This window comes from Mesorhizobium sp. P160219 (genome assembly GCF_057786095.1).
Window position 1 is genome coordinate 5287961 of sequence record NZ_JBYNWG010000001.1, and the last position, 22428, is coordinate 5310388.

General features: G+C 63.2%; 22 protein-coding genes and 1 pseudogene. 10 read left to right on the forward strand and 13 right to left on the reverse strand.

Annotation, left to right across the window (positions count from 1 at the left end; all coding sequences use genetic code 11):
* The first annotated feature begins 274 nt into the window (after positions 1–274).
* Together AC3EMP_RS25690 and AC3EMP_RS25695 are read left to right on the forward strand one after the other, a co-directional pair.
* Positions 275–1072 (forward strand): glycoside hydrolase family 25 protein, encoded by a 798-nt coding sequence (locus tag AC3EMP_RS25690; RefSeq protein WP_023833911.1) that lies wholly within the window; start codon positions 275–277, stop codon positions 1070–1072.
* Between the two features lie 32 nt (positions 1073–1104).
* Positions 1105–2334: a lytic murein transglycosylase gene (locus tag AC3EMP_RS25695; protein WP_352595302.1), complete on the forward strand. Its 1230-nt coding sequence runs from the start codon at positions 1105–1107 to the stop codon at positions 2332–2334.
* Between the two features lie 53 nt (positions 2335–2387).
* On the opposite strand, the gene AC3EMP_RS25700 is transcribed toward AC3EMP_RS25695, so the two are convergent.
* Positions 2388–3287 (reverse strand): LysR family transcriptional regulator, encoded by a 900-nt coding sequence (locus tag AC3EMP_RS25700; protein ID WP_488494692.1) that lies wholly within the window; start codon positions 3285–3287, stop codon positions 2388–2390.
* 131 nt (positions 3288–3418) lie between these two features.
* On the opposite strand from AC3EMP_RS25700, the gene AC3EMP_RS25705 reads away from it, so the two are divergent.
* Entirely contained in the window at positions 3419–4150 is a 732-nt protein-coding gene (locus AC3EMP_RS25705) for an SDR family oxidoreductase (RefSeq protein WP_352595297.1), read from the forward strand.
* On the opposite strand, the gene AC3EMP_RS25710 is transcribed toward AC3EMP_RS25705, so the two are convergent.
* A complete protein-coding gene (locus AC3EMP_RS25710; RefSeq protein ID WP_023668250.1) occupies positions 4147–5367 on the reverse strand; it encodes an alanine racemase in 1221 nt (406 codons plus the stop codon). The two genes, AC3EMP_RS25705 and AC3EMP_RS25710, sit on opposite strands and share 4 nt — an antisense overlap.
* A gap of 211 nt (positions 5368–5578) precedes the next feature.
* On the opposite strand from AC3EMP_RS25710, the pseudogene AC3EMP_RS25715 reads away from it, so the two are divergent.
* A pseudogene (locus tag AC3EMP_RS25715) lies at positions 5579–6497 on the forward strand (DMT family transporter).
* 449 nt (positions 6498–6946) lie between these two features.
* Here AC3EMP_RS25715 and metF read toward each other — a convergent pair.
* Entirely contained in the window at positions 6947–7864 is a 918-nt protein-coding gene (metF, locus tag AC3EMP_RS25720; protein ID WP_023682156.1) for a methylenetetrahydrofolate reductase [NAD(P)H], read from the reverse strand.
* On the reverse strand, positions 7864–8886 hold the full coding sequence (locus tag AC3EMP_RS25725) for an ArsR/SmtB family transcription factor (RefSeq protein WP_352710962.1): 1023 nt from the start codon (positions 8884–8886) through the stop codon (positions 7864–7866). Before AC3EMP_RS25725 ends, metF begins: the two co-directional genes overlap by 1 nt.
* Before the next feature lie 167 nt (positions 8887–9053).
* Between AC3EMP_RS25725 and tsaA the strand changes: the two genes are divergently transcribed.
* Positions 9054–9560: a tRNA (N6-threonylcarbamoyladenosine(37)-N6)-methyltransferase TrmO gene (gene tsaA / locus AC3EMP_RS25730; protein ID WP_027050634.1), complete on the forward strand. Its 507-nt coding sequence runs from the start codon at positions 9054–9056 to the stop codon at positions 9558–9560.
* A complete protein-coding gene (locus AC3EMP_RS25735; RefSeq protein ID WP_023668245.1) occupies positions 9557–9871 on the forward strand; it encodes a DUF2293 domain-containing protein in 315 nt (104 codons plus the stop codon). The genes tsaA and AC3EMP_RS25735 overlap by 4 nt, the downstream gene beginning before the upstream one ends.
* Before the next feature lie 6 nt (positions 9872–9877).
* On the opposite strand, the gene AC3EMP_RS25740 is transcribed toward AC3EMP_RS25735, so the two are convergent.
* Positions 9878–10384 (reverse strand): hypothetical protein, encoded by a 507-nt coding sequence (locus AC3EMP_RS25740; protein WP_023682159.1) that lies wholly within the window; start codon positions 10382–10384, stop codon positions 9878–9880.
* Between the two features lie 152 nt (positions 10385–10536).
* On the opposite strand from AC3EMP_RS25740, the gene AC3EMP_RS25745 reads away from it, so the two are divergent.
* The gene (locus AC3EMP_RS25745) at positions 10537–11499 is read left to right on the forward strand and encodes a D-amino acid aminotransferase (RefSeq protein ID WP_023668243.1); all 963 of its coding nucleotides are present in this window, start codon (positions 10537–10539) and stop codon (positions 11497–11499) included.
* A 145-nt stretch (positions 11500–11644) separates the two neighbouring features.
* Positions 11645–12487, forward strand: a complete 843-nt coding sequence (locus AC3EMP_RS25750; protein WP_352710958.1) for an SDR family oxidoreductase — start codon at positions 11645–11647, stop codon at positions 12485–12487.
* A 59-nt stretch (positions 12488–12546) separates the two neighbouring features.
* Here AC3EMP_RS25750 and AC3EMP_RS25755 read toward each other — a convergent pair whose 3' ends face one another.
* Entirely contained in the window at positions 12547–13158 is a 612-nt protein-coding gene (locus tag AC3EMP_RS25755) for an MOSC domain-containing protein (protein WP_023697036.1), read from the reverse strand.
* A 196-nt stretch (positions 13159–13354) separates the two neighbouring features.
* Between AC3EMP_RS25755 and AC3EMP_RS25760 the strand changes: the two genes are divergently transcribed.
* Positions 13355–13921 carry a methyltransferase family protein gene (locus AC3EMP_RS25760; protein WP_023697037.1) on the forward strand — a complete coding sequence of 189 codons (567 nt, stop codon included), beginning with the start codon at positions 13355–13357 and terminating at the stop codon, positions 13919–13921.
* Here AC3EMP_RS25760 and AC3EMP_RS25765 read toward each other — a convergent pair whose 3' ends face one another.
* From AC3EMP_RS25765 to ettA, 3 genes are all read right to left on the reverse strand, one after another.
* Positions 13922–15043 (reverse strand): beta-ketoacyl-ACP synthase III, encoded by a 1122-nt coding sequence (locus tag AC3EMP_RS25765; RefSeq protein ID WP_023668239.1) that lies wholly within the window; start codon positions 15041–15043, stop codon positions 13922–13924. It abuts the gene before it with no gap.
* A 131-nt stretch (positions 15044–15174) separates the two neighbouring features.
* Complete coding sequence (tam, locus tag AC3EMP_RS25770) at positions 15175–15945, reverse strand: trans-aconitate 2-methyltransferase (RefSeq protein ID WP_023712413.1); 771 nt, start codon at positions 15943–15945, stop codon at positions 15175–15177.
* 49 nt (positions 15946–15994) lie between these two features.
* Positions 15995–17644, reverse strand: coding sequence for an energy-dependent translational throttle protein EttA (gene ettA / locus AC3EMP_RS25775; RefSeq protein WP_023725379.1), 1650 nt, complete (start codon positions 17642–17644; stop codon positions 15995–15997).
* A 234-nt stretch (positions 17645–17878) separates the two neighbouring features.
* On the opposite strand from ettA, the gene AC3EMP_RS25780 reads away from it, so the two are divergent.
* Positions 17879–19165 carry a GGDEF domain-containing protein gene (locus AC3EMP_RS25780; RefSeq protein ID WP_352595291.1) on the forward strand — a complete coding sequence of 429 codons (1287 nt, stop codon included), beginning with the start codon at positions 17879–17881 and terminating at the stop codon, positions 19163–19165.
* A 5-nt stretch (positions 19166–19170) separates the two neighbouring features.
* On the opposite strand, the gene AC3EMP_RS25785 is transcribed toward AC3EMP_RS25780, so the two are convergent.
* The 4 genes from AC3EMP_RS25785 to AC3EMP_RS25800 all read right to left on the reverse strand — a co-directional run bounded on the left by AC3EMP_RS25785 (position 19171) and on the right by AC3EMP_RS25800 (position 22301).
* Positions 19171–19785 carry a hypothetical protein gene (locus AC3EMP_RS25785; RefSeq protein ID WP_031194875.1) on the reverse strand — a complete coding sequence of 205 codons (615 nt, stop codon included), beginning with the start codon at positions 19783–19785 and terminating at the stop codon, positions 19171–19173.
* A 70-nt stretch (positions 19786–19855) separates the two neighbouring features.
* Positions 19856–20869 carry a ribonuclease T2 family protein gene (locus AC3EMP_RS25790; protein WP_023714790.1) on the reverse strand — a complete coding sequence of 338 codons (1014 nt, stop codon included), beginning with the start codon at positions 20867–20869 and terminating at the stop codon, positions 19856–19858.
* 98 nt (positions 20870–20967) lie between these two features.
* The gene (locus tag AC3EMP_RS25795) at positions 20968–21417 is read right to left on the reverse strand and encodes a MarR family winged helix-turn-helix transcriptional regulator (RefSeq protein WP_023714791.1); all 450 of its coding nucleotides are present in this window, start codon (positions 21415–21417) and stop codon (positions 20968–20970) included.
* Positions 21414–22301 carry an alpha/beta fold hydrolase gene (locus AC3EMP_RS25800; protein ID WP_050485893.1) on the reverse strand — a complete coding sequence of 296 codons (888 nt, stop codon included), beginning with the start codon at positions 22299–22301 and terminating at the stop codon, positions 21414–21416. Before AC3EMP_RS25800 ends, AC3EMP_RS25795 begins: the two co-directional genes overlap by 4 nt.
* Between the last annotated feature and the right edge of the window lie 127 nt (positions 22302–22428).

The following is a 22428-nucleotide window of genomic DNA, read 5'->3' on the forward strand; positions in this document are numbered from 1 at the left end:
CCTGCTTTTCCGCTGCCCGTGGCTTGCGGCCCGATTTATGTCATCGATTTGCCGCCATTGCTTCCGCAAAATCGGTGTTCTTGTCGAGCGCCGTCAACCTGTTATCAACCATGATCGGCGATCACTGGTGCATGTCGCCCAAAAGTGCGCAGCGGTTTTGGAACAACGACATGCACGAAAATAGCGTATCAGGCGATGCTGTGGGGCGATCGCCTGAGGGGCACCTGCAACGACAACCCAACAGCGACCGGCTGATTCCGGCTCGGGAAATGCGATGCGCCGTTTCGCGGCCCTCATCACGTTGACGCTGCTGGCCGCCTGCTCGACCGCCGGCGATCTCGTGCCCTCGATGTCGCCATCCAGCAGCCCGACGGTTGCCGTGCGCGCACCGCGTTTCGAAGACTCCAAGCCGCATGAATGGGATAGCGGCGCGCCTTGGAACTATGCCGTTCACGGCACCGACGTCTCCAAATACCAGACCTCCGTCGACTGGCCGACGGCCAAGGCCAGCGGCATCTCCTTCGCCTTCATCAAGGCGACCGAGGGCGGCGACCGTTTCGACGAGTATTTCAACGAGCATTGGTCGCGCACCAAGGCCAATGGCATTCCGCGCGCGGCCTACCATTTCTTCTATTTCTGCACGCCTGCCGCCACCCAGGCGCGCTGGTTCATCCAGAACGTGCCCGTCGACCGCTCGGCCATGCCGCCGGTGCTCGACATGGAGTGGAACCCGCAATCGCCGACCTGCCGGCTGCGCCCGGATTCAGCGACGGTGCGGGCCGAAATGACCACCTTTCTCGAGATGATCGAGCGGCACTATGGCAAGAAGCCGATCATCTACACCTCGGTCGACTTCTTCGACGATAACGACCTTGCGACCTTCCGCGGCTATCCCTACTGGCTGCGCTCGGTGGCCGGCCACCCCCGCCAGAGGTACGGCAGCCACCCTTTCACCTTCTGGCAATACACCGGAACCGGTATCGTGCCCGGCATGAACGGCAAGTCCGATATCAACGTCTTCAACGGCACTGAGGCAGCCTGGAAAAAGTGGCTGCGGCAGAACACCCGTTGACACCGGCTCTACCGCCTGCTTTTCGACGTCCCATGCGCACCTACCTGCAGCCACTGGGATATTTACGCCGGAAACAGTCGAAGAGCCGCCTGCGCTCCGGGCTGCTCGCGGCCCTGCTGCTCGGCGCTACGGCGATGCCGGCGGCGGCGCAGGAATGCGGCGGCGACTTCGAAACCTGGAAGCAAGGCGTGGCGGCGGAAGCCAAGGCAGCCGGTGTCGGCGCTGTCGGCCTTAACGCGCTGGAGGCCGCCACCATCGACGACAAGGTGCTCGCGCGTGACCGCGCCCAGGGCGTCTTCGCCCAGACCTTCATTCAGTTCTCCAACCGCATGATCTCGGCCTACCGGCTGAAGCAGGGCGCGGCCAATCTGAAGAAATACGCCGAAATCTTTGCGGGCGCCGACCAGCAGTTCGGTGTCCAGGCGCCGATCATCACCGCCTTCTGGGGGCTGGAGACCGATTTCGGCGCCGTACAGGGCGATTTCCACACGCTGAGCGCCTTGGTGACGCTGTCGCATGACTGCCGCCGCCCGCAGCTGTTTCGGCCGCAACTGCTGCCGCTGTTGACGCTGATCGATCGCGGCGTCGTTCCGGCCGACGTCACCGGCGCTTGGGCCGGCGAGATCGGCCAGACGCAGATCCTGCCTTCCGACTATCTGGCGCGCGGCGTCGACGGCGACGGCGACGGCATCGTCGACCTCAGGCGCAGCGTACCCGACGTAATCATGACCACGGCCAACAAGGTGCTGTCGCGCGGCTGGAAACGCGACCAGCCCTGGATCGAGGAAGTGCGCGTGCCCGAGGACATGCCTTGGGAGCAGACCGGCCGCACCAACAAGCTGCCGCTGTCGCAATGGGCCGCCTGGGGCGTCACCAACCCCGATGGCACGCCGCTGATCGACAATGGCCTGAAGGCCGGCCTGGCACTGCCGATGGGCCGCAAAGGTCCGGCCTTCCTCGCCTATGACAATTTCGACGTATATCTCGAATGGAACCAGTCCTTCACCTACGCGCTGACCGCCGCCAACTTCGCCAGCCGGCTGGCCGGGGCAAAGCAGTTCGACCCGCGCAATCCCGAAACCGGTCTCAATGGCGACCAGATGAAGGAATTGCAGACCAAGCTCGAAGCCAGGGGCTATGACGTCGGCACCGTCGACGGCATTCTGGGCACCAACACCCGCGAAGCCATCCGCAAGGAACAGATGCGGCTCAGCATGCCGGTCGACGGCTGGCCAACGCCGGAGCTTTTGGGGAAGTTGTGAAGAGAGTGAGTAGGCGTTGGGGTTGGGAGTAGAAGCTCCCCAAGCCGAATTCCCTATTCCCTACTCCTTGCCCGGACGAAGTCGACAAATGCCCGCAAAGCCGGGGGGACGTGCCTCGAACTCGGGTGATACAGGAAGAAGCCTGGAAAGCTGGGCGACCAGGGCTCTAGAAATCTCATCAGCCTGCCCGCATCGATCCACGACTGGACCTGATAGTCGATCATGTAGGCGACGCCTGCTCCACCCAGCGCCGCCTTCAGCATCAGCTCGGTGTCGTTGACAGTCAGGCTGCCCTGAACAGCAATTTCCAAAACCCGCTTGCCGCGAGAAAACTCCCACCGGTAGAGGTTGCCGCCGCCCGGCCATTGGAAGTTGATGCATTGGTGCTGGTGCAGATCCTGGGGATGACGGGGAGTTGCGCGGCCCTCAAGGTAGGCCGGGGCGGCCACCGCCGCCATCTGCAAATCGTCGCTGAGCTTGACCGCCACCATGTCCTTCTGCAGCCGCTCGCCGAGACGGATCCCGGCGTCGAACCGGCCCTCGACGATATCGGTCAGGGTATCGTCGACGATGACGGTCAGCGCGATATCAGGATAGGCGCGTTGGAAGTCGCCAAGGATCGGGCCGATGAACCGCACCGCGGCAACACGCGGCACGTTTATTCGTAGCGAACCCGCCGGCCGATCACGCGCGGCATGAATGTCCGCTACGGCGCCCTCCAGCTCTTCGAACGCAACGGCAAGGCGCGCAAACAGCGTCTCGCCAGCACCAGTGGGTGAAACACTACGCGTCGTCCAATTCAGCAACCTGACGCCGATGCGAGCCTCCAGTTGCCGGATCGACTGGCTGAGCGCCGGCGGGGAAACACGCAGCCGGGCGGCGGCGCGGACGAAACTACGCTCTTCCACGATTGCGGCGAATGCCTTGAACTCGGTGAATTCAGAACCGCGCATTGTGTATCCCTAGATTAACAAGCTAGTCAGATAATAGGCCATTATCTGATCAGTTGCAGGGCCCTATTTCTCGACTAGCGGACCCGTCAGATGAAACCGGCACGGGCCTGAATGATTGAAGGAAACGTATCATGCCCAAGTCCTTGCAAGGCAAAACCGCACTCGTCACCGGCAGTTCGCGCGGCATTGGGCGAGCCATCGCCGAAGGACTCGCCTCCAAGGGCGCTGCCGTCGTCGTCAACTATGTCGGCAACCACGAAGCCGCTGACGAGGTCGTGGCCGCCATCGCCGGCAAGGGAGGAAAGGCGATCGCCGTCCAGGCCGACATATCAAGCGTCTCGGATATTCATCGCCTGTTTGACGAGGCTGAGAGTGAGTTCGGCGCGGTCGACATCGTGGTTGCCAATGTCGGCGTCGCCGTCATCAAGCCTCTGACCGAGGCAACCGAAGCCGATTTCGACCATGTCTTCGGCACCAATGCCAAGGGCACGTTCTTCGTGCTTCAGGAAGCAGCGCGCCGTGTGCGAAACGGCGGCCGCATCATCGCGGTCTCCACCGGCGGCACCAAGATGTTCTTCACGCAAACGGCGCTGTATCTCGGCAGCAAGGGCGCCGTCGAACAATTCGTCCGTGTGCTCTCGCGTGAACTCGGACCGCGCGGCATCACGGTGAATGCGCTGTCGCCTGGCTTCACCGACACGGACCTGCTTCCCGAGCGCGATCGCGCCGTGGCGGCCGGCATGTCTCCATTTGGCAGGATCGGCGCGCCCCGCGACGTTGCCGATGTCGCGGTCTTCCTGGCCAGCGACGAGGCCCGCTGGCTGACCGGCGAGAATATCCAGGCCGGTGGCGGGGTCGCTTAGTCCGCCATCGTCTCCAGGCTGGCGAATCCCTGCGGCGCATCGCCTTCGTCAAACGGCGTCGTCACCTCGACAAATGTGTCGGGATAAAAACCGTTGAAGCGGGTTCTCAGCGACAGCGAATAGGCGCCGATATGGCCGATCTCGATCCAGTCGCCGGTGTCGACGGTTTCCGGCAGCCAGAACGGCCGCGACAGGATGTCGACGGAATCGCAGGTCGCGCCGCAGACCTTGAAGGGCACGATGTTCTTCTCCTCGCCATTGCGCGAACGGATCGCCGGATCGGGGATGAAGCGGGCCGGCAGTGTGATCTTGCCAGTCCAAGAATCCGACAGCGACGCCCAGATGCCGTCATTGATGTAGAGCCGCTTGCCCTTGCGCAGCAGCACCCGCACGATCAGCGACAGGCAGCGCGCCACGATCACCCGGCCGGGCTCGGCCACCAACGGGATCTGGTCGAACTGGTATTCCCTCAGGTCGCCCGACAGCCGCGACATGATCTGGCCGAGCGACGGCATCTCGATCTGCTTGCGATTGGGGTCATGGCCGTACTCGGCGGGAAAGCCGCCGCCGACATCGAGCCCCGCAATGTCGAAGGTCAGCCGGTTGCGCACCCAATCGGCGGAGGCCAGCGCCCGCTCATAGGTGTCGGGATCCTCGATCTGGCTGCCGACATGGAAGCACAGGCCGACCTTGTAGCCGGTGCGGTTGAGTCGCTCGGCGAGTTCCACAGCATAGGCCGGCCCGGCGCCGAATTTCTTTGACAGTTCATAGGCCGCCGAGCCCTTGGTCTGGATGCGCACGAACACGCTGATGGAGCCCGGATCGATGTCAAGCGCCCGCACCACCCGCGTCAGCTTGGTGATCTCGTCCTCATGGTCGAGCGAAATGACGCGGATGGCGTATTTTTCCAGCGCAAGCTTGATGTCCGACTGCGCCTTGACCGGATGCATGTAGAGCATCTCGGCGTCGGGTGAGACGGCGCGCACGGCGGCGAACTCGCCGGGCGAGGCCACATCGAAGGCGGTGACGCCGGCTTCGACCAGCGCCTTCAGCACGATCTGCTCGCCATTGGTCTTGACTGCGTAGGCGGTCTTGCCGGGAAACATGCCCATGAACTGTTTGGCATCCGCCTTCAGCACCTGCGGGCGAAAGCAGTAGACCGGATCGTCCGGCCGAAGCGCCAGCGCCGCCTCGCGGGCATTCTCGAATCGCTGCATGGACGAATCCCCTGACTTCTCGGCTGCGCACAATTAATCCAAGCTAGCGGCCAAAGAAAACAATTCTGTGTCTGGCGGGCACTGACCCAGCGGCGCACCCTCCTGGCAGCACTGTTGCCAGCAATCAGGTTTCGGGTGGCTCTTGTCGCCGGACCCGATATGCCTTCTGCCTGAGTGGCTGGCATTGATGCCGCGGGGAAGGACGTTCACGATGGCAATAGCCACGACAGCCGTGCAGCGCGGACCGATGACGCTGAGGGACTGGGGACAGCTTCTGCTGCTCGGCGCCATCTGGGGCGGCTCGTTCTTCTTTGCGCGCATCGCCGTTGCCGAAATGCACCCGCTGGTGCTGGTTCTGTTTCGCGTTGCCATTGCGGCCATTGCACTGCAGCTCTATCTCGGCATTCGCGGTCCGTCCTTCCGCCTCGCCTTCCCGCATGCCGGCCTGTTTTTCCTTTTGGCGCTCGCCCAACAATGTCGTCCCGTTCTCACTGATCTTTGCCGGCCAGACCGCGCTTGGCGCCGGCGTCGCCTCGGTGCTCAATGCGACGACGCCGTTCTGGACGCTGATTCTCGCCAACGCGCTGACAGCGGACGAAAAGCTCTCCTGGAACAAGCTTGCCGGCATCGGGCTCGGCATCGCCGGCACCGCTGTCATGATCGGCCCCGGCCTGCTGGCCGGGCTCGGCGGCCCGGTCTGGGCGAAATTCGCGCTGATCGGCGCCTCGCTGTCATACGCCGTCGCGCTGATGATTGCCCGCCGCTTCAAGGGCGTGCCCTCGCCGGTCATCGCCACCGGACAATTGACGGCGTCGACCATCATCATGATCCCGGTGGTGCTGCTCACCTATGGCCCGGCCGGCCTGTTCTCGGCCTCGCCGCCGGTCTGGACGGCGGTGCTGGCGCTGGCGCTGCTCTCCACCGCCTTCGCCTACATCCTCTATTTCAACCTCGTCGCCTCGGCCGGCGCCACCAACGCCTCGCTGGTCACCCTCATCGTCCCGGCCAGCGCCATCCTGCTCGGCCTCCTGTTCCTCGGCGAGCGGCTCGCTCTGTTCGAGTTCTGCGGTATGGCACTGATCGCGCTTGGCCTGGTGACGATCGACGGGCGGTTGTTTGGTCGGCGCTAATGCCTGTCGACCAAAAGTGCGCAGCGGTTTTGGAACAACGACGCGCTTTAGGTCTGGTAGCGCTGCCATGCCTCGCTTTCGCCACGGCCGCGTCACAATTTATTCACAGGCTGCCAGCGGCTTTTGCCGAAGAGTTTCAAGGCTTAACGACAGGTGGCAGGTCGCAAATTCCACAATCGCGTCGCATTGCAGCATATTTTCCGCTTGCCTGTGGCACAAATGCCCCTAGACTCCACCCATAGCTCTTGAAGAGGAGACTATGACATGGGACTTACGAGGCCAATCAACGCATTGATGATCTGTGCTGCATTTGCCTTCATTGGCGCCCTTATCATAGGTGTTCTTCCGTAACCGCCGGAGCGGAAGAACAGCAGCAATAGCCCACAAATTCGAAAGGCCGGGTGTTTCGCCCGGCCTTTTGCATTTCAGATTTCATACCACGATGAAGCTCAGGCGGCGGCGGATCCAGCTGCCTCTGTTTCATGGGAGCGGATGCCGATCATATGGCAGATGGCAAACACCAGGTCGGCCCGGTTCATGGTGTAGAAATGGAAGTCGCTGACGCCGCGCTCGACGAGATCGAGCACCTGCTCGGCCGCCACGGCAGACGCCACGAGCGCATGCGTCTGCGGATCGTTGTGCAGCCCTTCGAAACGCTCGGCCAGCCATGCCGGCACCAGCGCGCCGCAGCGCGCCGAGAAATTGGCGACCTGGGTGAAATTGTGCACCGGCAGGATGCCAGGCACGATCGGGATGTAGATGCCGGCACGGCGCGCCTTCTCGACATAACGCTCGTAGAGATCGTTGTCGAAGAAGAACTGGGTGATCGCCCGCGTCGCGCCATTATCCGCCTTGCGCTTCAGCATGTCGAAGTCGGTGGCGAAGTCGGGGCTTTCCGGATGCTTTTCGGGATAGGCCGAGACCGAGATGTCGAAATCGCCGGCGTCCTTCAGCGCTCCGACAAGTTCGGCGCCATTGGCATAGCCATCGGGATGCGGCCGGTAGGCCGTACCGACACCCGCCGCCGGATCGCCGCGCAACGCAACGAAGCGCTTCACGCCCATGTCGGCGAATTCGCGGACGACGGCGTCGACCTCATGGCGGGCGGCGTCGACGCAGGTCATGTGCGCCGCCGGCGTCAGCGTCGTCTCGTTCAGGATGCGCTTGATCGTGCGGGCCGTGCGCTCACGCGTCGAACCGCCGGCGCCATAGGTCACCGAGACGAATCTCGGCTTCAGCGGCTCCAGCCTGGTGACGGTGTCCCAGAGCCTGGCTTCCATCTCGTCGGTCTTCGGCGGGAAGAACTCGAAGGAGACGCGGACCTTGTCGCCAATGTCGGGACGGCGGGAAAAGCGGAACTGGTTCATCAGGCGATTTCCCCCATAGGGTACGCTTTGGTGGGTTGGGTGTCATTTGAAGGCTCGGCGATCAGCATGCGGCGGTCGCGGCCGAGCCACAGCTTGACGGTGAGCCTGGCTTCGTTGCCGCCGCGCGGCTCGAATTCCTGGGCATCCTCGAGATCGAGCCCGGCATCGGCAAACCATTCGGAGATCTGGCGGTCGGAAAAGCCCAGCCTGACATGCGCATGCTGGTCGCGCAGGAATTCCAGTGCATGCGGCGCGAAATCGACGATCACCAGCCGGCCCGACGGGCGCAGCAGCCTTGCCGCCTCGCGGATGGCGCGGGCGGGATCGTCCAGATAGTGCAGCACCTGATGGATGGTGACGAGGTCGAAGGCGTCGCGCTCGACCGGCGGCGCGAAAATGTCGCCTTGGCGGACCTGGGCATTGGCGATGCCTGCCTTGTCGAGATTGGCCCGCGCCACCGTCAGCATTTCGCGCGACATGTCGATGCCGACACCGCGCCGGTAGAGCGGCGAAAATATCTCCAGCAGCCGCCCGGTACCGGTGCCGAGGTCTAGCATCGACTGGAATGGCCGCTTGCCGACCAGCTTGAGGAGTGCGGCTTCCACCGCGCGGTCCGGCACATGCAGCGAGCGGATGTGATCCCAGCTGGCGGCGTTCTCGGAGAAATACTCGGCGGCACGGTCCTGGCGCTTGCGCTTGACCGATGCCAACCGCTCGAGATCGCGCTCGACCTGTGGATCGTCGCCGCGAATGCCAGAGACCAGCCCCATGACGAAGTCGCGCGCGGAATCCGTATCCGACAGCCGGAAGAAGGCCCAGGAGCCCTCCTGGTAGCGGCCGATCAACCCGGCCTCCAGCAGCAGCTTCAAATGCCGCGACACCCGCGGTTGCGACTGGCTGAGGATCTCGGTGAGGTCGGACACGGTGAGATCGCCGCGCGACAGCAGCGCCAGGATGCGCAGCCGGCTCGATTCGGCCGCAGCCTTCAACGTATCCACCATCGTATCGAGCGAAACATGCATCGGCGCGTTCTCGTTGAAAAAGATATAAACATATGTTTATGTCAGCTTTGACGACATGGCAAGGCCTATGTCGCTTCCTGACAAGAAAATGCCGCACACATGGTCCCCGCCTGAGAGAACCGCTTTTCCCTGACGATCGGCTGGAAACTTGTGCTAGGGCGAAAGCCATGTTCGAGACGCGCGACGGCGAAAAGCTCCTGCAGACCGACCCGGCTGACATGCCGGCGGATGGCCATATCGTGTTCATCGGCCGCATCGCCTCGCCGTGGACATCCAGGCAAACCTGCCCGAAGAACATGCGCGCGGCGCGCGAGACAGGACAGGCGGCCACCGTTCTCATCGACCCACCCTATCGCGACGGCCTGCTTGCGCTGGAGCGGGCCAGCCACATCGTCATCCTGTCCTGGCTGCATCACGCGCCGCGGGCACTGATTGTCCAGAGACCCCGCCATGCGGCTGAGCCGAAAGGCGTTTTCTCGCTGCGCTCCCCTGCCCGGCCGAACCCAGTCGGGCTGCATATCGCCGGCCTGATCGCCGTCGACATCGACCACGGCCGCATCGCCATCGACGCCATCGATGTGCTCGACGGCACCCCGGTGATCGACATCAAGCCCTATTTCGCCTCGACCGACGCCTTTCCCGAGGCGACCATTGCCGGGCGTGACGAAAAATGAGCGCGCCCACCGGCCGCCGCCGCGCCATCGCCAAGGCGCTGACCGCACTGCTGCCCCTGGCGCCCTATGCCGATATGGAGAAAATCCGCACCGAGGCCGGCGCCGTGCACATGAAGACGCTGCCGCCGGGCATCGCGGTCTGGCTGGCGACGATCGCCCATATCAGGCACGGCCATACCGACTATGAAAAGCTGCTGGCCGAGGGCTATGACCGCGACTCGGCGCGGTTCTTCGTCATCGAGCAAACAAACATGGTGCTGACCCGTTGGCGCGCCACGCGCCTGCTCGATGCAGAGGACGAAGAGGAATAACTTCAGCTACCGTCGCTTCAATACGGCAACCGCATTGTAGGGCTGGCCGTCGGCCTGGCCAACCCAGGTCCAGGACAGGTTCCCTTTGAAAAATCGGACGGTGATGCCGCCACCGTCGATGCACTTGTCCTGGCCGTAGCTGATGTTTTCCCGGTATTCCGCCGAACTGTCGTCGCGAGAAATCTGGGTCAACGATCCGCCGCAGCCGAGCGACGGATAGTCGATCGACGCGGCGCCATCGCCGATTGTCATTGCGATCGCCCAATCGGCGCCGGCAGCACCGGCCGGACTTTGATGACCGCTGCCGGTCCAGACGCCGTTGAGCCCCGCCGCGTTGACCACGCAAGGCACGTTCTGAAAGATCGGCGTCAGCTCGCTGCCCGTCTTCTCGCAACGATAGGTCTGGCCGTTCTGGCACAGCGCCTCGCCCTCGCGAGCGCATTGCGCGAAGGCATGGCCAGTGACGAAGACGAGGAAAATTGCAAAGCTGATGGTCCGAAAAGATCTGCCCATTTTGCCCCTCCCGGCCGGATATTTTCAAGCCGGACCATAGGGCATATCGAATGTGCTACCTAGGACAAACAGCGATGGTTGGGTGGCCCTATGCCGCCTGCAGGGGACCACTAGCTTGAATCTGCCGCATCAAGCCGAAGGGACCAATCGCCATGAACCGAAGCGCAGCAGCCGGTAGCATTGTGCCATTGCCGGCTTTGTCGGATCGCCATATCGATCCGCATTCCTATCCCGACGGCATCGCCTTTCTCGATGGTCAGTATCTGCCGATGTCGCAAGCCAAGATCTCGGTGCTGGATTGGGGCTTTCTGCATTCCGACGCCACCTACGACACCGTGCATGTCTGGGACGGGAGCTTCTTCCGACTCGACCTGCATCTCGACCGCTTCTTCGCCGGCTTGCAAAAACTGCGCATGACGATCCCGTCCGACCGCGATGGTGTGGCCGAGATTCTGCACAATTGCGTGGCGCTGTCGGGCCATCGCGCCGCCTATGTCGAAATGCTGTGCACACGCGGCGCCTCGCCGACCTTCAGCCGCGATCCGCGCCAGGCGGTCAACCGCTTCATGGCCTTCGCAGTTCCCTTCGGCTCGGTCGCCAATGCCGAGCAGTTGCGGCGCGGCCTGCATGTCGCCATTAGCGACAAGGTGCGCATTCCGCCGGTCTCGATCGATCCGGCGATCAAGAACTACCACTGGCTCGACCTCGTGCGCGGCCTCTACGACGCTTATGACCGTGGGGCCGAAACCGCATTGATTCTCGACTTCAACGGCAATGTCGCCGAAGGCCCCGGCTTCAACGTGTTCTGCGTCAAGGACGGCAGGCTGTCGACGCCAGCCGCCGGCGTGCTGCCCGGCATCACCAGGCGCACCGTCTTCGACCTCTGCGCCGAGGCAGCGCTTCCCACCACGGCCGTCGACGTCAGCGTTGCCGCGCTGAAGGCTGCCGACGAAGTCTTCATCACTTCCACCGCCGGCGGCATCATGCCGGTGACAGTGATCGACGGCGCTGCTGTCGCCGACGGCAAGATAGGCGGGATCACAAAGCGCTTGATGGCGCTCTACTGGCAAAAGCATGACGACCCGGCCTGGTCGAGCCCGGTGCGCTATCCCTGACCGGCGAAGGTCCTGCTCCACACGATGACGTGACCAAAAAGATTCCCCCTCGCCTCTGGAAAATCGCTCGACGCACCGTATATCGCGGAAGCGGAGAAGCCTCCGCTTCCCAGTTCACGGCCCGCATGGGCAAGGATTCCACGTCATGACAAGCAAGGTTTGGTTCATCACCGGATCGTCGAAAGGCTTTGGCCGAGTCTGGGCCGAGGCCGCACTCGCTCGCGGCGACCGTGTCGCCGCAACCGCGCGCGATGCCGGCACGCTCGCCGATCTCGTCGCGAAATACGGCGATAATGTCGCCGCGATCAAGCTCGACGTCACCGACAAGAAGGCTGTCGATGCGGCCATCGCCGAGGCGCACAAGCGCTTTGGCCGGCTCGACGTCGTCATCAACAATGCCGGCTATGGCCATTTCGGCGCCATCGAGGAAGTCAGCGAACAGGAAGCCCGCGACCAGATCGAGACCAATGTGTTCGGCGCGCTCTGGGTCACCCAGGCGGCTTTGCCGATCATGCGGGCGCAGGGCTCCGGCCATATCATCCAGATCTCGTCGATCGGCGGCGTCAACGCCTTTGCCTCGCTCGGCCTTTACCATGCCTCGAAATGGGCGCTCGAAGCCTTCAGCCAGTCGCTCAGCATCGAGGTCGCCGAATTCGGCATCCATGTGACGCTTGTCGAGCCGGGCGGCTTCTCCACCGATTGGTCCGGCGCTTCGGCCAAGGTCTCCAAAGCGATCGAGGCTTACGCGCCGGCCCGTGCCAAGATGGCGGAACGCCGCGCCAACTCGGTCGCCGGCGACCCCAAGGCCACCGGACCGGCGATGCTTGAAAACGTCGACGCGGCCGAGCCGCCGCTGCGCGTCTTCTTCGGCGATGGCGGCCTACCGATGATCAAGCAGGAATACGCCAACCGCATCGCGCTGTGGGAAAAGTGGGACCACGTTTCCGTCGAGGCGCAGGGCGCCAAGAAGAACCGCAAGGCGGCCTGAGCGCGTCTTGAAATCCGGCTGCGTCGCCCCGGCGGTGCAGCCCGTGCCCTAGCCCGGTACTAGGATCGATAAATCCACTGCTCGGGCACGCGCACCGAGATCTCTTCCCCTGTTGTCATACGACCCGGTTTCTCGACCCAAGCAACGAGGCCGCGCAGCCGTTTCGCCGCCTTCGGGAAGGCCAGCGCGCCGGCCTCCCGATCGGCCATCTCGGCGTTTTCGGCGATCGAACGTCCAGCAAGCCGGCAAGGCCCGTTCTGCGCATCGACCTTGATCGTCACGCCACTTCTAAAGAACAGCAGCGTGCCTGACGGCAGCATCGAGAGATGCGGCACGCCTTCGATCAACAGATTGGCGCCGATCCATTCCGGCTTGATCTCGGCCAGCCCCATCCGCTCGGCAACGACGGCGAGTTCATCCGCTGCTACGATTGATATCTGCCGCTCGTTGCGGATTTCGGTGCCGCGCGGATACCAGGGTTCGCGACCGCCCGAACGACGGGTGGCGCCGGCGTGGAAGTCGCCGTCGATGCCTTCGAAACCGAGCTGCAATGCTTCCACTGGGCGCGTCTGAAAGTGATTCGACGGTGCGGCGTAGAGCGCCGTCACCCTGGCTACGAGTTTTCGCGCTGAAATGATCTCGATCGGAGCCTCAGGGAAAAGATCCAGCATGGCTTACTCCTTGTGCAAGATCGCATTAGCGATAGCCATGAGCCCGGTCCAGTCCAAAGCAATGATGATCCGATCAAGCGGGCTGATGGCAGCCGATCACGATCTTCTTACCGCGGATCGCATATCCTATCGTACTGCGCCGCATTGCAGCCGTGCTGCACCGGCCTCATGGTGAGACAAGTCTGCGGAGGTTTCCATGCGTCCCGGGACTGCAATCGCGCTGCTTTGGCTGATCTGGGTCGTGTCCTGGTTTCTAGCCGCCTTCTGGGCCGACCCGGCGAAAAAGCGTGCCGGCATCCAGGAGGAGCTTCGCTATCGCGCTTTGTGGTTGTTCGGCGCGGTGCTGCTGTTCATTCCCGCGCATGGCTATGCCGGCCGGCTGCGATTCTGGTTTCCGACCCTTGCCGAAGCGTGGATCTGCGCAGGGCTTGTTGCCGTTGGCCTGTTGTTCGCCTGGTGGGCGCGGTTGCATCTCGGCCGTCTCTGGTCGGCTTCGGTGACGGCCAAGGCCGAGCACCGTGTCGTCGACACCGGTCCCTACAGAATGGTCCGCCACCCGATCTATACCGGACTGCTTCTGGCGATGCTTGCCACAATGGCGGCCAAAGGCACGGTCTGGGGCATCGCCGGCGCGATTCTTCTCACCATCGGCATCGTCATGAAGGCAAGGCTGGAGGAACGCTTTCTGCGCGGAGAACTCGGCAACGCCTATGACGATTATGCCCGCAGCGTACCGATGCTGGTGCCGTTCATGCCGGCCTGATTACAGCATCCGCAAAAGCGCGCCGCCGATCGAATAGCCGGCGCCGAAGGCGCACAGCACGCCGAAATCGCCGGGCTTCATGTCGGCGTGGTTTTCCGACAGCGCGATGATGGCGCCAGCGCCGGCGGTGTTGCCGAGCCGCTCCAGCACCATCGGCGCGCGGTCATGGTCGACCTCGTGGCCGAAGGCCAGTTTCAGGATCATGGCGTTCATTCGCGCATTGGCCTGATGCAGCCAGAATCGCCTGATGGCTTGCGGCGTCAGCCCGTGCTCGGCGAGGAATTCGACAATGAATTTGTGGCCGGCGACGGTGACTTCCTTGAACACCTTGTTGCCGACCTGTTTGATCAGATTGCCTTCGAGGTTGATCATGTAAGGATCGTCCTGGGCGGTGCGGGTGTGATAGCCCAGATTGGTGCGGATATTGTTCGACATCTGCGTCCAGGTGCGCGTGTCCAGCACCTCGAAACGCCCCGGCCGCCTCTCGCCCTCGCCCAGCCCCTCGACCACCATCGCCACCGATGCATCGCCGAAGATGAAATGCGTCTGCCGGTCGCGGAAATTGAGATGGCCGGTGATGATCTCCGGCGTGACCACCAGCACGCGCTTGTGCGCACCCGCCCGCACGAGATTGGCCGCAATGTGCAAGGCGGCCGCGGCCGATGAACAACCAAGCCCCATGTCGAAGCCGGCGCCCTTGGTGCCCAGCGCCTCCTGCATTTCGATAGCGATCGCCGGATAGGGCCGTTGCTGGTGCGAGGCCGAGCAGATCACCAGGTCGATGTCGGACGGCTTCAGGCCGGCATGGTCGAGCGCCTTCCGGGCCGCGGCCACTCCAAACTCGGCCTGCAGCGACAGCGCATCATCGGGCCGCGCCGGAATGCGCGGCGCCATGCGGGTCGGATCGAGAATGCCTTCGCGCTCGATCACATGGCGGGTCTGGACGCCCGAGGCATGGACGATGAAGGCGCTGTCGGATTTCTGCAGCAGCGTCTCATCCGTGCCTTGCCGGCGCGCATTCTCGGTGTCGACCCAGGCATTGAAGCTGGCGACCAGTTCTTCATTGGTGATCTTGGCTTCAGGGATTTCAACGCCAATGCCGCTGATGATGACGCGATGCATATCCAGTCCGTCCATGCGCAGGCGTTGTCGTTCTCATGTGAACGACGAAGGGGCGCGACACAACACTTTTCTCACCCCACCGGTTTACGCCGGCTTAAACCATAGGCTGTGGCCGGATGTCATCGGGAGTGCTAGCCGGCCCGCTTGGCGACGATGAAAATGCGCGGGAAGCGCAGCAGCACCTTGCCGTTTGCGGTCTTCGGATAGGCCTTGGCAATTTTGGCCGTGTAGCTGTCGAGGAAGATCTTGCGCTCGCCGGCGTCCAGCGGATCGAGGAAAGGCTTCAGCCCCGTCGACTTCACCCATTCGACGATCGCCTCGGCGTCGGTCAGTGGATGATTGTAGGCCGTATGCCAGATATCCACCCGGTCGGAGAGCGGCGACAAGAGATCATAATAGAACGACACCGCCGGCAGCGGTCCGCGCGCAGCACCTGCCATCTTGGCGGCGAACGGCATTTCGGCGGCCGTCTCGCGCATCACCTGATGCGACGGCTCAAGCAGATTGTCGGGCATCTGGACGGCGAGCGCGCCACCGGGGGCGAGAAAGCCCATCAGCCGCTGAAACACAGCGGGATGGGTGGGCAGCCACTGGAATACCGCGTTGGCGAAGATGACGTTGACCGGCTCGGCCGGCCGCCATGTCGAGGCATCGGCGAGGTCGAAATTGACGCTGGGCAGGCGCGCCTTCGCCTTCTCGATCATGTCGGGAGAGGTGTCGAAGCCGCTCACCTCAGCGCCCGGCCAGCGCTCGACCAGCAGCTCGGTCGAATTACCCGGGCCGCAGCCGATGTCGACCACCCGGCGCGGGAAATCCACCGGCACCTGCGCAACAAGATCGCGCGCGGGCCGCGTCCGCTCATCCTCGAATTTCAGATATTGGGCGGCGGACCAGTCGGTCATTCAAGCTTTCCTCGTATCAGTTGAGAAATTCGCCGCCCCGGTTGCTCCCTTACCGCGTCAGCCTCTTGTAGGTCATCCTGTGCGGGTTGACGGCTTCGGGGCCGAGACGACGGATCTTGTCCTGCTCGTAGTCCTCGAAATTGCCCTCGAACCATTCGACATGGCTGTCGCCCTCGAAGGCGAGGATGTGGGTGGCCAGGCGGTCGAGGAACATACGATCGTGCGAGATGATGACCGCGCAGCCACCAAAATTTTCCAGTGCGTCTTCGAGCGCCGCCAGCGTTTCGGTGTCGAGATCGTTGGTCGGTTCGTCGAGCAGCAGCACATTGCCGCCGGTCTTCAGCATTTTTGCCAGATGCACGCGGTTGCGCTGGCCGCCGGAGAGGTTGCCGACCTTCTGCTGCTGGTCGCCGCCACGGAAGTTGAACGATGCGCAATAGGCGCGGGTGTTGGCTTCGAACTTGCCGAGCTTGACCACTTCGGCGCCGCCCGAGATTTCTTCCCAGACGGTCTTTGACGGATCGAGCGCATCGCGGCTCTGATCGACATAGCCGAGCTTCACCGTTTCGCCGATGCGGACAGAGCCGGCATCCGGCGTTTCCTGGCCGGTGATCATGCGGAACAGCGTCGTCTTGCCGGCGCCGTTCGGGCCGATGACGCCGACGATGCCGCCTGGCGGCAGCTTGAATTCCAGGCCTTCGATCAACAGCGTGTCGCCAAAGCCCTTCGACAAGCCTTCCGCCTCGATCACCACATTGCCGAGCCGCTCGCCATGCGGAATGACGATCTGCGTATCGCTCGGACGCCGCTTGTCGGCTGCATCCAGCAGCTCCTGGAACGCCTGGATACGCGCCTTGGACTTGGTCTGGCGGGCTTTCGGGCTGGACTGGATCCACTCGCGCTCGCGGCCGATGGCGCGCTGGCGGGCGTCGTCCTCGCGACCTTCCTGCTTGAGGCGCTTGGCCTTGGCTTCGAGGTATTTGGTGTAGTTGCCCTCATAGGGAATGCCGCGGCCGCGATCGAGCTCGAGGATCCATCCCGTGACATTGTCGAGGAAGTAGCGATCGTGGGTGATGATCATCACGGCGCCCGGATAGGCGCGCAGATGCTTTTCGAGCCACGCCGTGGTTTCGGCGTCGAGATGGTTGGTCGGTTCGTCGAGCAGCAAGAGGTCGGGCTGACGCAGCAGCAGCTGGCAGAGCGCGACGCGGCGGCGCTCACCGCCCGAAAGCTTGGTGACCTCGGAATCCTTGGGCGGGCAGCCCAGCGCTTCCATCGCCATCTCGACCTGCTGTTCGAGATCCCACAAATTGAGCCGGTCCATCTCGTCCTGGAGCTTGGCCGACTCGTCAGCCGTCTCGTCGGAGTAGTTCATCATCAATTCGTTGTAGCGCTCGATGATGGCGGTCTTGGCGGCGACACCTTCCATGATGTTCTCGAACACCGTCTTGTTGGCATCGAGCGCCGGCTCCTGCGCGAGATAGCCGACGGTGGCGCCTTCGGCGAGCCAGGCTTCGCCGTTCCACTCCTTGTCGAGCCCGGCCATGATCTTGAGGATCGTCGACTTACCCGAGCCGTTGGGGCCGAGGATGCCGATCTTGGCGTCGGGATAGAAGGAGAGATGGACATTCTCAAGCACCTTCTTGGTGCCATAGGCCTTGTTGAGGCCGGCCATGTGATAGATGAACTGGCGTGCCACGCGCGCTTTCCTTGATGATTGACCGAAATGTCGGATTGAATGGAGGTTGGCCGCTATGTAGGCGATGCCGGGCCGAACGGCAATCGCTTTTGCCATTTCAAGCCGGGTGTACACCGCACGTTAAGTTTTCCGCCGGTTGTAGGGAGCGTTGAAATCCCCGGTTAACCCTTCAGCGTCAAAACAGGATTGATCGCTGGCCTGTCGCGATCGAAAGTAAAGATCGGACCGAAGGTAGTGCTGAACAGTTTCCTGCTCCTTGCCGAAGCGGTCGTCTACTTCAGCGTCATGGTCACGCTGTTCCGCTTCAGGGATCGCATCGGCCTCGGCGTCTTCGTCTGCGCGCTGGGCGCCATGCATTTCCTCGAAACCTATCTCGCCAGCGTCTTCTATGTCGCCCTGCCCTTCGGCATGGTCTCGCCAGGCTCGGCGGTGCTGTTCTCCGGCAAGCTGGTGATGCTGCTTCTGCTCTACATGAAGGAAGATGCGGCCACGGTGCGCCAGCCGATCTATGGCCTGCTGCTCGGCAACGCCTTGATGATCGGGCTGGTCCTGATCCTGCGCCTGCACGATATTTCAGCTCTTTCCGACGGCAAGCTTCCCGATATCGGCTTCATCGACCAGATGGGCTGGTTGATGGTATGGGGCACGACGCTGCTCTTCATCGACGCCATCCTGATCATCCTGCTTTACGAAAAGCTCGGGCGTTATCTGCGCAAGGCGCCGTTCTCCCGCATCCTGATTTGCGTCGCCTGCGTGCTCACCTTCGACCAGGCCGGATTTTTCACCGCCCTGCATTTCGTCGCCGGCGCACCGATCGCGGTCTTCTTCGGCGGCTGGTTCGCGAAGATGGGTGCCGCTTTTGCCTACAGCGCCATGCTTGTCGCCTACCTCAGATGGTTCGAAACGCGTCAGGTCGTGGCACCGCGCGGGCTGTCCGACGTCTTCGACACCTTGACCTATCGCGAGCGCTACGAAGCCCTGGTCGAACATGTCGGCCGCGACGGCCTCACCGGCCTGTTGCACAGGGGACGCTTTGACAGCGACGGCGAACGTCTGGTTGCCGTCAGCCTGCGCACGGCCCAACCGCTCAGCCTGCTGATCGTCGACGTCGACCATTTCAAGTCGATCAACGATCGCTTCGGCCATGCCGAGGGCGACAGGGTGCTGAGATCGATCGCCCAGGTGCTGACCCAGGCGGCCGGCGCACACGATCAGGTTTTCAGGATCGGCGGCGAGGAGTTCGCCATCCTTTGCTCGCAGCCGCATGCGGTCGCCAGGTTGCTCGGAGAAAACCTCCGCCAGGCCGTCAAAGCGTGCGTAAACCGGTTCGACATCAGCGTCAGCGCCGGCATCGCCACTGTCGATGAGACCGTAGGCTCGCTTGCCGATCTCTTCGCCCTTGCCGACGAGCGTCTCTACAGGGCCAAGTCCACCGGGCGTGACCGCGTCGTCGGCGAAGCGCATGACGATGCCGAAGACCTAACTGCGTGGACATTGCCCACGCGTGGCGTCAGCGGATAAGGCTGTCAGCTCCGCTTGCGCTGCTGCAACGCGCCGACCGCAACTGAAACGGCTATCAGCGCGATGGCCAGCCATTTCAGCACGGTGATGATCGGACTGGCATCGATGTCATAAGCGATGAACAACAGAATGCCGGGCACCAGCAGGCCGCACATGACCAGCATGATGCGGTTGATCTGCCAAGACACTTTTGCTGCCAGCGCTTCGTCACCGGCTTCGCCGACAAGACCGGCGCGCATCTCCCGAGAGATGGCCAACGCGCTCGACAGGCGCATGGAGATCGGCAAGCCGAGCCCGATTATGAGGAAGGCACACGCCGCCAGCAGAGCCGAGAATTTGAGCGCGCTGGTGTCGGCCGGCACCGGAAACAAAAGTGTCGCCAGCGGCAGGAAGACACAGACGATGCCGAGCGCGGCAATGGCGATGAAGATCGCGGCATTGACCCAAGTGAACAGCTGGTAGCGGCTTGCCCCGATCGGCGCGGCAAGCACGCGCATGCGCGCCCACTCGGCATCGGTATAGGAAAAGCCCGGCCATTCCATGCGGCCGTCTTTAATGGCGGTCATCCCCCTGGCCCAGAAAGCCAGCCGCGCCAGCGCGCCTGATGTCATGCCACTCATCGCCACCCCCGCCGAATGAAACACATCCAGACCATATCACCGCGTCACTGCCAAGCGACAGACGGATATCCTACTGGAACCCGGCCGCATCGACCGAGCCCTTCGGACAGCCCGCCTTGGTCGTCGGCGCCGAGGCGAGCATGAGAGTGCTCAGCGAACTGTCGGGGCCGATCGGGCCGGTCAGGCCGAGCGTCAGCTCGCCGATCAGCCGCCTGCCGCTCGACGGATCGACCAGGCAGGAGACACGCACCCGCGCGCCCGACCCGGCGCCGAAGGCGCTGTCGAAGGCGCTGCGGATCTGGTCCGAAGTCAGCTGCTTGCCGACATTCCTGGTGAAGAGCTCGCGCACCGGCGAGGCATTCACCGCCCGCATCAGGTTCAGCGCCTCGGCAAAATACTCCTGCTGGCTCTTGCCGTAGCAGGTGCCGTGCTTGATCCATTCATGCCGTTCGAGCTTGGAGGCGGTGCCCGGCATAACCTGGTCGAGCTCGGCGCGCGTAGCGGCATCGAGATCGACCGGCGGCAGGTCTGCCCAATGGGCCGGATTGTCATTGGCCTTGTCGCTCGCCGGCACCTGGCAATAGAAATTGCCGTTCGGCTGCGGCCAGAGCCCATGCAATGTGAAATGCGACGCGTCGAAGCCGCCCGCCGTCTGCGCCTGGCATTCGGGCTTGCTCGACTTGGTTTCGCAGAAGGCCGGCTGCCAGCTCAGCGCGAAAACATATTCGGGTTTTCCTGAAGCCGGCGCCGCAGGCTTGCCCTGATCGGCGGGCGCGGCCGGCTGGGCGGCTGCGCTGCCGCCGGTGACATGACCGCAGCTGATCTTGACCCAGCGACGCTCAGGATCGGCGCCCGGCACGCGGATGAGGTAATGCGTCGGCGCATCCTTGTTGCCGGCCAGGAGGTCGTAGCTCTGTCCAGCCGTTGTCGCGATATTGCCGGGGTTCTTGCCGCTCTTGATTGCCTGCGTTGCTGGACAGGCAGCATCGGCCACGAAGGAGCCGCTCATCTTCACATCGGCGCGCGCTAGGCCGACACCGGCCAGCGCCACCAACACCGCACCCCATATCGCCGATATCCGCATTCCAGCACTCCTAGCGTTTCATAGCGCAAGCTAGAAACGTGTGACATGTCAGAATTACGATTTCTTTCGTCCGCCGCAAAAAACAATCGCTCGGTCGATCAGACCCCGCCCTCCTCGACCCGCTTCGTCAACATACGCAGCAGATCAAGCGCGGTCTCAAGCACGCGAGGCTCGATGCCCTCGCTGATGCGGTTGGCCCAGACATGCTGGCGCGTGCCGATATCCCTGATCGCGGCCCGGCCCGCATCGGTCATCGCCAGGAGCTTGGCGCGGCGGTGCGCCGGGTTGTCCGCATAGGCGGCGAGCCCTTCGGCGGCCAGAATGTCGGCAAGGCGCTGCACGCTCTGGCGGGCAAGCCCCATGTGGCGGGCAATGTCGGCCACCGATTTCGGCTCCTTCAGCACCGCGCCCAGAACCTGCCAGCGCGCCGCCGTCAACCCGGCAGGCTCCGCCAGCCGGTCGGCCGCGTCGAGAAACCCGCCATTCAGCCGGAACACGGCAAGCACCAGTTCGGTGAGCACATCTCCGGCTTCGGTCCTGCTTGTCATTTCTGGCCGGCCTCGATGGTGGAAACGAAAGTGTTGACGGCTTCAGCCACCGCCTCCGGCTTGTCAAGCATCACCCAATGGCCGGAACCGGCGACGGTTCTGTGGCCAATTCCGCTGCGCAGCCGAAACAGGGCCGCCGCATTGTCATTGGCCTCCGTGGCCAGCACGAAGATCGGCCCGTGATAGGCGTCGAGCGTCGGTTCGGGATTCCATTCCGCCAGCGCCTTGCCGACGCCTGCCCGAGCCGCCGGATCGACCACCGCCGCATCGGCGATGACCTGTTTGCGGACATCTGGGTTGGAGCCGGCGATCGAGGTGTAATAAGCGCTCAGGACATCGCCGCCGTTTGGCCCCGCCAGATCGCGCACGAACCCGTCGCGAATCTCTTTGGGCAGGGCGCGCGGATCGGTCGCCGGATCGACCAGCAGGATGCCGGCAACACGGTCGGCATGGCCGGCGGCATAGGCGAGCGCGGCCCCACTGCCGCCGCTATGTGCAACGAGGACAAACCGCTTCAGGCCGAACGCATCGGCCACCGCACCAATATCGTCGGCACGGCCGTCATAGCCGTAGTCGGCATCAGCTGCAGGCGCCGATGCGCCATGGCCGCGAAAATCGAAGGCGACCGCCTCACGGCCACCTGCGGTGAGCTGCATCACCCGGTTCCACTGTGTGGCGCGGCTGCAGTCGCCATGCGCGAACAGGATCGGCAGGCCGTCGCCGGATTTGATGTCGTAGCCGGCAAGCTGGCCCTGCGGGCCGGCAATGGTTGAGGTCTTCATGGTCATCTCCCTGGTCTGGCTGGAAGCAATGCCGGGCAGGAGCATTGCGGATGAAAGGCTCGCCAGCAGAAACGCGCGGCGCGAAACGGTTTTCATGGTCATGCTCCGATCCAATTGACAGTATGCTGTCATATAACCAAATTGACAGCAAGCTGTCAATAGTGACCCCGGCTGATTTCGACCTCCCCTTGACGTCGGTCCCGCCGTCGCCCAACAGTCGCCGAGGAGC

Bases quoted from the DNA above. Each gene is read 5' to 3' on its own strand.
- AC3EMP_RS25745 (WP_023668243.1), top strand. From the start codon at position 10,537: ATGAACCGAAGCGCAGCAGCCGGTAGCATTGTGCCATTGCCGGCTTTG.
- AC3EMP_RS25785 (WP_031194875.1), bottom strand. From the start codon at position 19,785: ATGAGTGGCATGACATCAGGCGCGCTGGCGCGGCTGGCTTTCTGGGCC.
- AC3EMP_RS25800 (WP_050485893.1), bottom strand. From the start codon at position 22,301: ATGACCATGAAAACCGTTTCGCGCCGCGCGTTTCTGCTGGCGAGCCTT.
- AC3EMP_RS25755 (WP_023697036.1), bottom strand. From the start codon at position 13,158: ATGCTGGATCTTTTCCCTGAGGCTCCGATCGAGATCATTTCAGCGCGA.
- AC3EMP_RS25705 (WP_352595297.1), top strand. From the start codon at position 3,419: ATGCCCAAGTCCTTGCAAGGCAAAACCGCACTCGTCACCGGCAGTTCG.
- AC3EMP_RS25750 (WP_352710958.1), top strand. From the start codon at position 11,645: ATGACAAGCAAGGTTTGGTTCATCACCGGATCGTCGAAAGGCTTTGGC.
- AC3EMP_RS25695 (WP_352595302.1), top strand. From the start codon at position 1,105: ATGCGCACCTACCTGCAGCCACTGGGATATTTACGCCGGAAACAGTCG.
- metF (WP_023682156.1), bottom strand. From the start codon at position 7,864: ATGAACCAGTTCCGCTTTTCCCGCCGTCCCGACATTGGCGACAAGGTC.
- AC3EMP_RS25710 (WP_023668250.1), bottom strand. From the start codon at position 5,367: ATGCAGCGATTCGAGAATGCCCGCGAGGCGGCGCTGGCGCTTCGGCCG.
- AC3EMP_RS25760 (WP_023697037.1), top strand. From the start codon at position 13,355: ATGCGTCCCGGGACTGCAATCGCGCTGCTTTGGCTGATCTGGGTCGTG.
- AC3EMP_RS25725 (WP_352710962.1), bottom strand. From the start codon at position 8,886: ATGCATGTTTCGCTCGATACGATGGTGGATACGTTGAAGGCTGCGGCC.
- AC3EMP_RS25735 (WP_023668245.1), top strand. From the start codon at position 9,557: ATGAGCGCGCCCACCGGCCGCCGCCGCGCCATCGCCAAGGCGCTGACC.
- AC3EMP_RS25740 (WP_023682159.1), bottom strand. From the start codon at position 10,384: ATGGGCAGATCTTTTCGGACCATCAGCTTTGCAATTTTCCTCGTCTTC.
- AC3EMP_RS25790 (WP_023714790.1), bottom strand. From the start codon at position 20,869: ATGCGGATATCGGCGATATGGGGTGCGGTGTTGGTGGCGCTGGCCGGT.
- tsaA (WP_027050634.1), top strand. From the start codon at position 9,054: ATGTTCGAGACGCGCGACGGCGAAAAGCTCCTGCAGACCGACCCGGCT.
- tam (WP_023712413.1), bottom strand. From the start codon at position 15,945: ATGACCGACTGGTCCGCCGCCCAATATCTGAAATTCGAGGATGAGCGG.
- AC3EMP_RS25765 (WP_023668239.1), bottom strand. From the start codon at position 15,043: ATGCATCGCGTCATCATCAGCGGCATTGGCGTTGAAATCCCTGAAGCC.
- AC3EMP_RS25690 (WP_023833911.1), top strand. From the start codon at position 275: ATGCGCCGTTTCGCGGCCCTCATCACGTTGACGCTGCTGGCCGCCTGC.
- AC3EMP_RS25795 (WP_023714791.1), bottom strand. From the start codon at position 21,417: ATGACAAGCAGGACCGAAGCCGGAGATGTGCTCACCGAACTGGTGCTT.
- AC3EMP_RS25700 (WP_488494692.1), bottom strand. From the start codon at position 3,287: ATGCGCGGTTCTGAATTCACCGAGTTCAAGGCATTCGCCGCAATCGTG.